This is a genomic window from Solirubrum puertoriconensis (assembly GCF_001483135.1).
Taxonomy (GTDB): Bacteria; Bacteroidota; Bacteroidia; order Cytophagales; family Hymenobacteraceae; genus Solirubrum; species Solirubrum puertoriconensis.
On sequence record NZ_LNAL01000007.1, the window covers coordinates 122,243 to 133,949 of the forward strand.

14 protein-coding genes are annotated in these 11,707 nt (G+C 59.9%); 10 read left to right on the forward strand and 4 right to left on the reverse strand.

Annotated features, from left to right (window positions below):
- Positions 1 to 3: 3 nt before the first annotated feature.
- Genes ASU33_RS10920 through ASU33_RS10930 form a run of 3 tightly spaced genes read right to left on the reverse strand, consistent with a single transcriptional unit; the run spans position 4 to position 3,192 of the window.
- Positions 4 to 972, reverse strand: a complete 969-nt coding sequence (locus tag ASU33_RS10920; RefSeq protein ID WP_059070890.1) for a hypothetical protein — start codon at positions 970 to 972, stop codon at positions 4 to 6.
- 13 nt (positions 973 to 985) lie between these two features.
- Complete coding sequence (locus ASU33_RS10925; RefSeq protein ID WP_059070891.1) at positions 986 to 2,647, reverse strand: outer membrane beta-barrel protein; 1,662 nt, start codon at positions 2,645 to 2,647, stop codon at positions 986 to 988.
- A 5-nt stretch (positions 2,648 to 2,652) separates the two neighbouring features.
- Positions 2,653 to 3,192, reverse strand: a complete 540-nt coding sequence (locus tag ASU33_RS10930; protein WP_059070892.1) for an RNA polymerase sigma factor — start codon at positions 3,190 to 3,192, stop codon at positions 2,653 to 2,655.
- Positions 3,193 to 3,436: 244 nt separating this feature from the next.
- Between ASU33_RS10930 and ASU33_RS10935 the strand changes: the two genes are divergently transcribed.
- The 7 genes from ASU33_RS10935 to ASU33_RS10965 all read left to right on the forward strand — a co-directional run bounded on the left by ASU33_RS10935 (position 3,437) and on the right by ASU33_RS10965 (position 8,108).
- Positions 3,437 to 4,336: a DMT family transporter gene (locus ASU33_RS10935; RefSeq protein WP_078063063.1), complete on the forward strand. Its 900-nt coding sequence runs from the start codon at positions 3,437 to 3,439 to the stop codon at positions 4,334 to 4,336.
- A gap of 156 nt (positions 4,337 to 4,492) precedes the next feature.
- Entirely contained in the window at positions 4,493 to 5,293 is an 801-nt protein-coding gene (locus tag ASU33_RS10940) for a PhzF family phenazine biosynthesis protein (protein WP_059071453.1), read from the forward strand.
- Position 5,294: 1 nt separating this feature from the next.
- Positions 5,295 to 5,696: a DoxX-like family protein gene (locus ASU33_RS10945; protein ID WP_059070893.1), complete on the forward strand. Its 402-nt coding sequence runs from the start codon at positions 5,295 to 5,297 to the stop codon at positions 5,694 to 5,696.
- 3 nt (positions 5,697 to 5,699) lie between these two features.
- Complete coding sequence (locus ASU33_RS10950; RefSeq protein ID WP_059070894.1) at positions 5,700 to 6,434, forward strand: DUF2071 domain-containing protein; 735 nt, start codon at positions 5,700 to 5,702, stop codon at positions 6,432 to 6,434.
- Positions 6,422 to 7,186, forward strand: a complete 765-nt coding sequence (locus ASU33_RS10955; protein ID WP_286130490.1) for a class I SAM-dependent methyltransferase — start codon at positions 6,422 to 6,424, stop codon at positions 7,184 to 7,186. The genes ASU33_RS10950 and ASU33_RS10955 overlap by 13 nt, the downstream gene beginning before the upstream one ends.
- The gene (locus tag ASU33_RS10960; protein WP_059070895.1) at positions 7,170 to 7,565 is read left to right on the forward strand and encodes a hypothetical protein; all 396 of its coding nucleotides are present in this window, start codon (positions 7,170 to 7,172) and stop codon (positions 7,563 to 7,565) included. The genes ASU33_RS10955 and ASU33_RS10960 overlap by 17 nt, the downstream gene beginning before the upstream one ends.
- Positions 7,566 to 7,715: 150 nt before the next feature.
- Positions 7,716 to 8,108 (forward strand): MmpS family transport accessory protein, encoded by a 393-nt coding sequence (locus tag ASU33_RS10965; protein WP_059070896.1) that lies wholly within the window; start codon positions 7,716 to 7,718, stop codon positions 8,106 to 8,108.
- A gap of 81 nt (positions 8,109 to 8,189) precedes the next feature.
- Here the strand turns inward: ASU33_RS10965 and ruvC are convergent, their stop codons facing one another.
- A complete protein-coding gene (ruvC, locus tag ASU33_RS10970; protein ID WP_078063133.1) occupies positions 8,190 to 8,834 on the reverse strand; it encodes a crossover junction endodeoxyribonuclease RuvC in 645 nt (214 codons plus the stop codon).
- A 66-nt stretch (positions 8,835 to 8,900) separates the two neighbouring features.
- Here ruvC and ASU33_RS10975 point away from each other — a divergent pair, with 66 nt between their 5' ends.
- The 3 genes from ASU33_RS10975 to ASU33_RS10985 are packed head-to-tail and all read left to right on the forward strand — an operon-like array spanning position 8,901 to position 11,666.
- Positions 8,901 to 9,863, forward strand: coding sequence for a lysylphosphatidylglycerol synthase domain-containing protein (locus ASU33_RS10975; RefSeq protein ID WP_160328177.1), 963 nt, complete (start codon positions 8,901 to 8,903; stop codon positions 9,861 to 9,863).
- Positions 9,860 to 11,071: a glycosyltransferase gene (locus tag ASU33_RS10980; RefSeq protein WP_059070898.1), complete on the forward strand. Its 1,212-nt coding sequence runs from the start codon at positions 9,860 to 9,862 to the stop codon at positions 11,069 to 11,071. The genes ASU33_RS10975 and ASU33_RS10980 overlap by 4 nt, the downstream gene beginning before the upstream one ends.
- A gap of 10 nt (positions 11,072 to 11,081) precedes the next feature.
- Positions 11,082 to 11,666: a c-type cytochrome gene (locus ASU33_RS10985; protein ID WP_286130492.1), complete on the forward strand. Its 585-nt coding sequence runs from the start codon at positions 11,082 to 11,084 to the stop codon at positions 11,664 to 11,666.
- Positions 11,667 to 11,707 lie beyond the last annotated feature (41 nt).

The window sequence follows — 11,707 nt, forward strand, 5'->3', positions numbered from 1 at the left end:
TGGCTATAGGGTGCGGATGTCGGCCACCATAGCCGTAACATCGGTTTCCGTGGGCGTTAGGGTTACGGCCGTAGCGGAGCCCACCACCAGGCTTTGCTTGGCGTAGTACACCCGCTCGTTATCAACGTGGATTACCAACACTTTCACCTTGGCTCCGGTGGGCAGTTGGTTGGCGGTGAATTTGTTGTTGCTGTCGGCGCAAAGCTGCAGCACCGCGTTCAGCTCATCGAACACCACAAACACGGCGGTTTTGGTCTTGTCAACGGTTGGGGCATTAATCGTGATGGGCAGGGGTGGCGAGGTGGGCAGGCCCACAAACCGGTCGCAGTTAATCCAGCCCAAGCCCGCGTTCATCAGGCTGCCTTGCACCGAACCCGAAAAACCGCCGCCAGTGGGGGCAAAGGCCGCCGTGGGCAGCGGTATCCAGCTAAAGCAACCGGCTGCGCCGCCACCTACACCATTACCCACGAACAGCTGCATGCCTTGCTGCGAGGTGAGCACCGGCGGTAGCACCGTCTGGAAACGCACCTGCGTGGTGTCGTTGATGCGCAGCGGCACGCTATCCTGGGTGGCCTGAATCTGAAACTCGCCGGCTGATTCGAGCAACTCGCCCTGCTGCGCCACCGTGGGCATGGCCGAAAGCACCATATCGGCCTTGCCCATCACCTCGCGGATACGCACCCGCACGGGGCTGTTCGACAGCGGCTGGTTGTCGGTTCGGATGAAATTGTTTGCCGCGAAGCTGAAGCGGTTGCCTTTGGCGGTTACCACGGTTTGCGCGGTGCGCGCCGACAGCGAAAAAAGCTGCGGCGCAGCGCCGTACCGGGTAGTAAAATCCGCAATGCTGGTGAACTTGGTAGGGTTCGTGACTGGTGGAGTTACACCGCCGTCAACTTCACAAATAACAATGTCTTCTTTGGCGCAGCCGAACATGCTAGCAGCCAGCGCGGAGAGGAGAAGGATACGCTTCATAAACCAGTCAGAATTAGTGTTTAGCAATGGCCGGGACGGGACGCTTCGGCTCTTTTAAGTTGAAAGACACACCGGTTTGCAGGCCCACCGACATGGGGCGGCGCTGCAGCAGCCCCGAGTTGGGGGCGGTGAGCGAAGTGAGTTGGTATTGCAGCGTGGGGCGCAGGAGCAGGCGCACGTCGGGCGTAAGGTTGTAGTCGACGAAAGCGCCGGCGGTGGCGGCTACCGTCCAGGTGCGGTAGCGGGCGTCGGTGGTGGGGTCGTTGTTCTGCGTGCAGTTGCAGGCGCTGCCTTCGGTGGTGCGGCCGCCGGTGTACACCCCCAGCGTACCTCCGGCCAGCCAACCTAGGGCGTAGCGGTGGTTGCCAGCGAGTTTGTATTGCAGCTGCACCGGCACCACCATAAAGCGGTACACATCGCGCTGATCTACTTTCAAAATGTTGCCGTTGCTCTTTTGAACCTGGTAACGGTAGCGGGTAGCGTAGTCGGAGTAGCCCAAGCCCACCGAAACCTTCGCCTGGCGGTTGAGGGCGTAAGCCACGTTCAGCTGACCCGAGTAGCCCACTGCCGGGCGCTCCAAGCTGGTAAGCTGCCGTTGGGCTTTGCTACCGTCGCCCAAGAGGTGACGATAGGAGTAGGCGGCGCCGGCCACCATTTCCACGCTCAACCCTTTGATGATGCGGGCTCGGCGGCTTTGCGGCTTGCGGCTGCTGCGGCGGGTACGGCGTACTTCCGGCTCGTCGGGCTCGGTTAGGGCCACCCCAGGGGCAGTAGGCTCAAGCGGCTGACTAACTCCCTTGATGCGGCCGCTAGTACCCGTGCCAGCAGAGGCTAGGTTGGTAGTAGTGCCAGCTTCCGAAAGGCTAGCCAAGGCTTGGCCGGTTTTCGGGCGAGCGGCGCGGCGCAGGCTCTTGCGCGTCAAGCCCAATTTGCGAGAGGCTGAGGCATTGGAGGCCGCGGCAAAGGTGTTGCTGCCGGCTCGGCTGGTAGCAGTCCGGCTACCCAAGCTAGCTACGCTTTGCTCTTTGCCTAGGCGCCCGGTGCGGGTACGGGCAGCCGTGCTGGCAGTGGCCGCAGCCGCCGAGCCCAAGATCTTAGCTCGCGCCGAGCGCGCAGTGCGGCGGCTGCCTTTGCCGGCCGTAGCTGCAGCGTATTCGGAGGGAGCCGCTGCGGGCGCCAGGCCGTTGCTGACTTCCGGGGCACCTAGGGCGTTGCGCTTGCGTGCCGACGCCGAGGTATTGCTTGCATAAGTACCAGTGGCTGGGTTGGCAACTGCTCCTTCCGGAGTGGCTTGTGCAGCATTGGTTTCCGCATCAACAACCCCGGCGTTGTTGCTACCCGCGGAGCCAGGGTTGCCGGGCTGCTCGTTCGGTACTATGCCAGCTTGGCCAGCTTGCCCGCTGCCATTGGCAGCGCGAGCGGCAACCGGCTGCGCAGAGCCAGCAGCACTTTTGCCGAAGGGCAGGTTGAAGCGGTGAAAGCCACCTAGGAGCGCCACGCCAAGCAGCAGAATGGCAGCCGCGGTGCTGAGGTAAAAAAACAGGCGGCGGTCTTTCTTCTGCTGGGGCAGGCGGCTCTGGATACCTGCCCAAGCATCACTGGGTGGTTCGGCACCAAAGTCGTGGAGCTTATCGTGCAGCTCCCGAAAAAAATCTTGCTGATCGTGCTCAGTCATGGCAATTAGGCGATTTTGTTGGAGGCCACCAGTCGTTCTTCGAGTAAGTGGCGGGCGCGGGATAACTGAGATTTGCTGGTGCCCTCGGAGATGCCCAGCAACTCCGCGATTTCGGCGTGCGAGTAGCCTTCCACGGCGTAGAGGTTCAGCACGGTGCGGTAGCCCAGGGGCAACGTCTGCATCAGGCTAAGCACCTCGTGCGCCGAAAGCTGCTCGAGCGGGGTGCCGTCGGGGTGGGCTTGGTCGGCCGCTTCCTCGCAGTCGACGTGCGGGCCGCGCTGCTTGCGTTGGTGGTAAGCGTTGATGGCGGTGGTAACGGCAATGCGGCGCGCCCAGGCTTCAAAGGGGCCTTGCCCGGCGTACTGGTGCAGGTTGCTGAAGATTTTGACGAAGGCGTTTTGCAGTGCGTCTTCGGCTTCGGCGCGGGTGGGGCTGTAGCGCAGGCACACGCCCATCAGCCGGTAGGCCAAGTGGTCGTACAACTGCCGTTGGGCCGCCGGGTGGTTGCGGCGACACCCGGCTAAAATCTCTTCGATTGGCGGCATACAGTACTTATAGAGCAGGGTAGCAAAGCTGATATTCCGGAATATGACAACCTTCTGCACGCTTGACCGGGCACCTGTTTGCGCGGTTGCACGGCTCCTGAAATAATTATTCAAACCTTCGAATGAAGCTATAAAGCACCGATTTATCAGTATGAATTGTCGGGCTTTGGGCACGCAGCAAGCGCGCCGCGAGAAATGTGGTAGCCAAGCCACGCCTCGGCTTGTCGCCGTACCTTCGCCCTGTATGAATCCGCGTCTGCTGCTGGTAATCGGCATTGTTTGCATCTCGCTTTCGCCGATCTTCGTGAAGGGCATGCCGGTGCCGGGGCTTACCTCAGCCTTCTACCGCATCGTGGTGGCGTGGGCAGTGCTGGCGCTGTATGTGCTCCTCGCCCGCAAGCTCAAGCCCATCAGCCGCAAGGACTTGCTTATTTCCCTGCTCGGCGGCTTAGTATTCGCCTCCGATATTGCTGTTTGGAACATCTCCATCAGGCTGTCGTCGGCTACGGTAGCAACGCTGCTGGCCAACCTCGCGCCCGTGTGGGTGGGCTTGGGCAGTGTGTTGTTCCTGAAGGCGCGACCCGGCGTTTCGTTCTGGAGCGGCACCTTGGTTGCCCTGTGCGGCATGGGGCTGCTGGCCGGGCTGCCCGCGCTGCTGGCATTGCAGTTTGACCTAGGTTTTCTGCTGGCCGTGCTTTCCAGCGTCTTCTATGGCATCTACATCCTGCTGACCAAAGACGTACTGCGGCGCATCGATACGCTCACGTTCATGTTCTGGAACATGCTGGCTGCCAGTATATTCTTGCTGCTGCTTTGCCTGAGGTATCAAGAGCCGCTGTGGCATTTCGCTTCCGAAACTTGGTTGGGTTTATTGGGCCTAGGCTTGGTGTGCCAGCTGATCGGGTGGCTTACCATCAACCGATCAATTCAGCACCTCGAGCCCACCAAAGTGTCGTTGAGCCTGCTAAGCCAGGCGTTTGTAACGGGGCTGATGGCTCGGGTATTTCTGGGCGAACAAGTTACAGGCACCACCATTGTAGGCGGATGCATTGTATTGCTCGGCATAGCCATTACCTACATCAGGCCCACGTCACCTGGGCGGTGGCGCCTGCCGAGGGAAGCTCCCAAGGCACCCCATCCCTGATCGGGCGCCGGAAGAGCTGTACGAATAGGCGGAATTTTGGCGGAAAGCAGAGGAAATAGTTGCCAGCGAATGGGTTAGCCACAAACGCCTGCTATGGGCTGCAACTATGATAAGCCGGGTGCTACATTAGCCCCGCTTAACCTGCCTTTCCCGCTCATGACGCTCCCCATCTACCAGGTCGACGCCTTTACCGATAAAGTATTTGCTGGCAACCCCGCCGCCGTGTGCCCGCTGCAAGAGTGGTTGTCCGCCGAAACCATGCAGGCCATTGCCGCCGAAAATAACCTCGCCGAAACCGCCTTTTTCGTGCCGCGCGCCGGCACTGAGGCCGAGTACGAGCTGCGCTGGTTTACGCCCGCCGTGGAAGTAGCGCTGTGCGGCCATGCCACCCTGGCCACGGCCCACGTGTTGTTTCGGCACCTAGGTGCCACGGCCGAGGAGCTTACCTTCCACTCAAAGAGCGGCCCCTTGCGCGTGCGCCAACAGCCCAACGGCCAGCTCACCCTCGACTTTCCGGCCCAGCCGCCGCAGCACCTGGAGCACCACCCCGACGGTTTGCTCGACGGCCTGCGCGCCACGCCCCTGAGCATCCACGCCGGCCCCGACCTGATTGCTGTATTCGATTCCGAAGCCGAGGTGCGTGCCCTGCGCCCCAGCATGACGCACCTGGCCAAAGTGGAGTACCGCGGCGTAATCGCCACCGCTCCCGGCTCCAACGGCGTCGATTTCGTATCGCGGTGGTTTGGCCCCCGCGTTGGCGTGCCCGAAGACCCCGTTACCGGTTCGGGCCACACGCAGCTGGTGCCGTATTGGGCCGAGCGCCTGGGCAAAACCACCTTCCACGCCCGGCAAGTGTCGCCCCGTAGCGGCGACCTGTGGTGCGAGCTGCGCGGCGACCGAGTGCTGATGAGCGGCTACGCCGTTACCTACCTGCGCGGCGAGATTGATTTTAGCTAGGATGTCGACGGCAGCTATTCGGCAAGTGCATACAGCCCTGACCTGGGGCCTGGCTGCGGTATGGCTCATCAACGGCTTGGTATGCAAAGTGCTACTGCTGGTGCCGCGGCACCAGCAGATAGTGGGGCGAATACTGGACGACGAATACGCCGCGCCGCTCACGCGCGCCATTGGGGTGGCCGAAGTAGGCATGGCCCTGTGGGTGCTAAGCGGCATTAAGCTGCGTTGGTGCGTGGCGCTGCAGATGATTTTGGTAACGAGCATGAACGTGCTGGAGTACGGTCTTGCCCTAGATCTACTGCTTTGGCACCAGCTCAATGCGCTGTTCGCTGGCTTGTTTGTACTGCTGCTTTGGTACTACGGCTTTGTGCTGACACCCGCACGCCAGCAGCTAGCCCAATAACCTATGCAGTGGCTAAAGCATCATCCGTTTGCCGTGGAGGCGGTGCTCGCTCGCACAACGGTCCTCACTTATGCCGTACCCGCGCCCGAGCTGCAGCGCTTGCTGCCACCATGCCTTACCCTCGATAACCTAGGGCAGTGCGGTTTTGTGGCTGTGGCAATGGTGCAAACCAATTCGCTGCGGCCGAAGGGCTTGCCGGCGTGGCTAGGGCAGAGCTTCTTCCTGATTGGTTACCGCATATTTGTTCGCTACACCTCCGCGGCTAGTAAGCGTTTACGCGGCTTGTACATTTTGAAGTCAGAAACCGATAAGCGGCAGATGGCCTTGCTCGGCGACGTGTTCACGAGCTACCGATACAGCACCATCGATATTCAGGAGCAAACCACCAGTGCAGGGCAACTGATTACCTCTGCTCAAGCCAACCTGCATATTGAAACTGCTACTGAGTTTGACGGTCCGGACCTACCAGGCAGTTCGCCATTCACCAGCTGGGCCCAAGCCAGGCGTTTTGCGGGGCCGTTGCCTTTCACGTTTTCCTACCACCCGACGCAGCAACAGGTAGTAATTGTGCAAGGCCTACGCGAAGAGTGGAAACCGCAACCGGTAGCCGTACGGGCCGCGCGCATCGGCTTTCTCGAAGAGCTTGGGTTTTCGGAGTTGCGGTTGGCCAGCGCCTTCACCATGTCCGATATTCCATACGAGTGGCAAAAGGGCCGCGCCGAGCTATGGAAAGCATAAGGCAACCGCTGCAAGGTGTGCGCAACATCCTGCGCTTCAACTGGCATTTCTACGCAATTGCGGGAGTAGGAGTGGGCTTGCTGTTGGCGCTGAGTTTCTTAGCTGATACATTCCTAGGTGCTTACCTAGGGCTAGTGGCCTTGGCAGTAGGGTGGGTAGTGGTGGTTTCGCTGGTGGTGTCGGCCTACGTGTACGATTTCTCGCCGCTGTACCGGCTGCGTTGGCTCACAGAATTAAACCTTGCCAGCCAACCGGTGGTAGCGAACATTCACGCCGGTTTCGACGAATCGAGTGCTTTGTTGCAGCAGCGGCTCAACCCAGCCAAGCTCTGGGTGTTCGATTTTTACAACCCCAACGCGCACACGGAGGTGGCGATTAAACGGGCGCGGCAAAAGTATCCAGCATACGCGGGTACGCAGGCCGTTGGAACCACCTACCTGCCGCTGCCCGACAACACTGCCGAATTGGTAGTGCTTATGCTCGCCGCGCACGAAATTAGAAACGAGCAGGAGCGCACCGCTTTCTTCTCGGAAGTGCGACGCATCACCGCTCCGGGCGGTAAGGTTGTGGTGATAGAGCACCTGCGTGATGCTGCCAACCTGCTGGCGTACAACCTAGGTGCGTTTCACTTTTACTCGCAAAAGGCGTGGTACCGCGTGTTTGGGGCGGCCAGCTGGCAGCACGTGCAAGAGCGAAAAATTACTCCCTTTGTTTCCGTTTTTATCCTGACAAACAATGGAGCAGGGGCTTAAAATAGCGGGCGGCCTGTTGGTGGTGCTGGCCATGGTACACGCGGGCTTTCCGCGCTATTTCAGGTGGACCACGCAGTTTGCCAGCGTAAGCCTGATTAATCGGCAGATGATGTATATCCACACCTTATTCATCGCGTTGGTGCTTCTGCTGATGGGGCTGCTGTGCCTTACCAGCGCACCCGAGTTAACAGGCACCGCTTTCGGCCGCAAAATAGCGTTGGGGTGCGGCGTTTTTTGGTTGGTGCGGTTAGTGGTGCAGTTTGTCGGCTATTCGCCCAGCTTGTGGCGCGGCAAGCCGTTCGAAACGGCCGCGCACCTAGGGCTGACGATGCTTTGGATGTATTTATCAGCCGTGTTCCTGATGGCAGCGTGTGGATAATTTAAGATTTATAATACCGCAACGCCAGGTGGTTAAAGTATATATGAAACGGTATGTTTCAGCAACTTCTCACATATTCGGCCCCCGAAACAGCTGCTCGGCTTCGGCTGAAAGTTGCTGCGACGTATTCGTTCACCCATTTACTTGCTCATGAAACAGCTTACCCGCGTACTGATTGGTAGTTTTTGCTTGGCCGCAGCAGCAGGTTGCGCCAAGGAAGACAACAGCAAGCCTACGGGCCCCAAAGAGTATCAGGTAGAATACCGCATCAGCTCGCCCAGCGCCACAACGGCCAACTTCGTGTTGTACGGCAACGAAACCGGTGGCAACACGCAACTGTCGAACGTGGCCTTGCCCGCTACTTATACGTTTAAGCGCACCATGAAGTACGGCGATGCCGTGAACGTGCTAGCCAACCTGAACACCAACTCCGCCACCGCCGAAATTACCACGGTTATCCTGCTGGATGGACAAGAAAAGAAGCGCGAAACCGGCCGCGGCAACAACGCGCAAGCCAATACGGTATTCGTGATTGGGCAGTAAGCCAAAGGTTATTCAAGCAAACAGCCCCGGCCCTAGGTTGCTAGGTGCCGGGGCTGTTTGTTAAGATGAAACGTTGCAAACCTAGGCCTTAGCCACCGGCTTCTTGCGGGCAACTACGGCTTTCTTGCCGGCTACCGGAGCGGCTACTTTATTGGGGTTTTCAGCCAAAAACTTACCCCAGCTCTTGCCGCCGGCCTTTACGTTGTTGCCTTTTTGGTAGTGGTGGCACAGGGCCACAGCCAGGGCATCGGTAGCGTCGAGCAGCTTTGGCGCCTCTTCGATGGGCGGTAGCGTAAGCGTTTGGCGCAGCATGTGAGCAACTTGCTCCTTGCTGGCCGAGCCCGAACCCGTAACCGACTGCTTTACTTTGGTGGGGGCGTACTCCACAAACGGGATGTCGCGCGAGAGGCAGGCGGCAATGGCTACGCCCTGCGCCCGGCCCAGTTTGAGCATACTTTGCACGTTGGCGCCGTAAAAGGGAGCCTCGATGGCCAGCTCGTCGGGGAGGTACTCCTCAATGAGCTGAATCATCCGGTCGAAGATCTTCTTTAGTTTTACTGCGTGATTCGAGCCAAACGCCTTGAGATTGATGACGTCGTAGCGCAGCACCTGCACCCGCTGGCCGGTGACCTCAATCACGGCGTAGCCCATAATCTGGGTGCCGGGGTCGATGCCCATAATGATCTTGGGCAGGTCGAGCGGAGCGGGGGAGGGGTAAGTAGCCATTCAGTACAAAGCTACACACATAAACCCAGTGCCGGTTCCCGCCGGCGCAACCTTAAGCCGTGGGTGGTGCTTGGCAAGCTGGCCGTAACGGGCCTTACGCTGTGGCTGCTGTGGCAGTCGGTAGTGGCCGATGCGGCTACTTCGGCGGCATGGCGGGGCCTGATTACCGATGCGCAGCGCGGCCCTGCAGTAGCGGCCTTGCTGCTGGTGCCCCTCAACTGGGCGTTGGAAGCCTGGAAGTGGTGGCGCTTGGCTCAGCACCTCGAGCCCGTATCGTTTGCCCGCAGCTTTCGGGCGGTGCTGGTGGGGCTCACCCTAGGTTTTGTAACCCCCAACCGCGTAGGCGACTACGCCGGCCGCTTGCTCGAGCTGAAAAACCGCCGGCCCGAAGCCCTAGGTGCCGTGTTTCTGGGGCGCTATTGCCAGCTGATTATTACCCTACTGGCCGGTGCGGCGGGCGTGCTCTACTTTGTGGCGCGCTACATCGGCCATACGTACCCCTTGGTAGTAGGCGGACTGGCGCTTACGGCCGTGCTGGGCTCGGGCCTGCTGCTGTTGCCACTTTACCGCAGCCGCTACCTGCTCGAGGCTGTGCTGCAGTGGCGGCCCCTAGGTAGGTTTAGGCGCTACGTGGCCAACCTGCCGCACTACCCAGCTAGGGTGCTCAACGAGGTGCTGTTGGTTTCGGGGCTGCGCTACGCGGTGTTTACGGCGCAGTTTGGTTTGTTGCTTTGTGCCTATGGTGCGCAGGCACCCCTAGGCGCCGCGCTGGCCGCCATTGCCGGCACGTTTCTGCTGAAGTCGTTGGTGCCCTCGCTCAATGCCCTTACCGATGTAGGCGCCCGCGAGCTGTCGGCCACGCATCTGTTTGGCTTGCTCGGTTTGCCGGTGCTGCCCGTGCTCAGTGCCAGCCTGAGCCTGTGGGTGCTGAATATTGCCTTGCCAAGCGCTGCCGGCCTGCTGTTTGTGCTGCGCCTGAAAGTGCTGCGGCGCAACCGCAAACGGCGCAAGCACCTACGCGTGGTATGATGCTAGCCTACTGGTTGGCTGCCGCCGCGTGCCTGCCCACGGTTGTCTACGCCGCCGCTTTTTGGCAATACCGCCACCACTGGCTGAAGCTCTCCAGAGCTGCCGATCAGCCCCAAGTACCTAGGGTACATGCCCTAGCAACAGAAGAGGCGCCCGTGGTATCGGTGCTTATAGCTGCCCGCAACGAGGCTGCGAACCTGCCGCTGCTGCTCACCGACCTAGGCCAGCAAACGTGGCTGCAGCAAGGTGGCCGCTTCGAGGTAATTGTGGTTGATGACCATTCGACCGACAACACCGCTGCCGTAGTGCAGGCTGCCGCTGCCAACAGCCCTTATGTACTGCGCTTGCTGCGCCTAGCCGAGCAGCCTGGCCAGCCCGCGGGCAAAAAAGCGGCTATTGTGGCGGCCATAGCGCAGGCTCGCACGCGGTGGGTGCTCTGCACCGATGCCGACTGTCGCGTGCCCGCGGGTTGGCTGGCGGCCTATACACAGGCGTTCGGCAATCCGCAACTGCAATTTGTAAGCGGCCCGGTGCTGCTTACCGGCAAGGGATTGTTGGCAGGACTGCAGGGCCTCGAGTTAGCAGCTTTAGTTGGTACCGGCGCAGCCAGCATTGGCGCCGGATCAGCTACCATGTGCAACGGGGCCAACCTGGCTTACCAACGAGCCGCGTTCTACGAGGTCGGTGGTTTTGGCGGCAACGCCCACGTGCCCAGCGGCGACGATGAATTTCTGCTGCATAAGATGGCCGAGGCCTACCCACAGGGCATCCGGTTTCTCAAGCACCCCGAAGCCACGGCGCACACCGCCGCACAGCCTACCCTAGGTGCCTTGCTGCAGCAACGGGTGCGGTGGGCCAGCAAATGGCAACACTACCGCAGCGCGGCCTCGAGGTGGTTGGCCGTGTTGGTGCTGGCAGCCAACGTATGTTTATGGGCGCTGGTTGGGCTGCTGCTTTGGCACGCTTCGGTGTGGCCCTGGGTGCTGGCGGGGTGGGGGCTGAAACTTGGTGCCGACGTGGCATTTCTGAACCCAGTGCTGCGCTTTTTCGAGCGCCGAAAGTGGCTGATGCTGGTGCCGCTACTGCAGCTTGTGTACTCCCCGTACGTCTTGGCTGTAGGCCTCCTAGGTTTGCGCGGCGGGTACCGTTGGAAAGGGCGCCAAATGGCCGCAAAAACAACAGAAATACCTAGGTCGGCAACGGTCTGAGGAGTACTTTTTGGCCGATCAGTATAGTGCCAATCTACTCCCCAAAACCATGTCCCGTAACGCCCTAGAGCTGGTATTTCCGGCCGCCGCGATGTTGCTTGTGTGCAGCTTGGTTGTGTTGTTTCTAACTGGTACCGGCCTGCAGCCGGGCCTTACTTTCTCCGACGAAAGCAGCGCTGATAAAAGCGAGCAAATGAATGACACTACGCAGGCATTTGCGTCCGCAGAAAGCGATTCGCTTGATACAGCCACGGTTCAATTCAGCCTACAAGATTTGGAGGCCGCTGCCGCCGGCGACGCCCTTTTCAAAAACAATTGTGCCCAGTGCCACGCCATCAACGATGTGGTGGTAGGGCCTGCTTTGGCTGGCTTAACCCAGCGCCGTGCGCAGCCTTGGGTTGTTAAGTGGGTGCAGAATTCCAGCAAGATGGTGGCCAGCGGCGACGAGTATGCCGTTAAGATTTTCAACGAATACCAAAAGCAACAAATGCCCAGCTTCGCACTAACGGAAGAGCAGATAGGGCAGATAATAAAATACATCGAAGTGGAGGGTAGCAAGGGGATGATCCGAGAAACATTTGCCGTCGCTGATTGATCCTCCAGGCCGACACCAGTGACTTTTCCTTCGCATTCAGG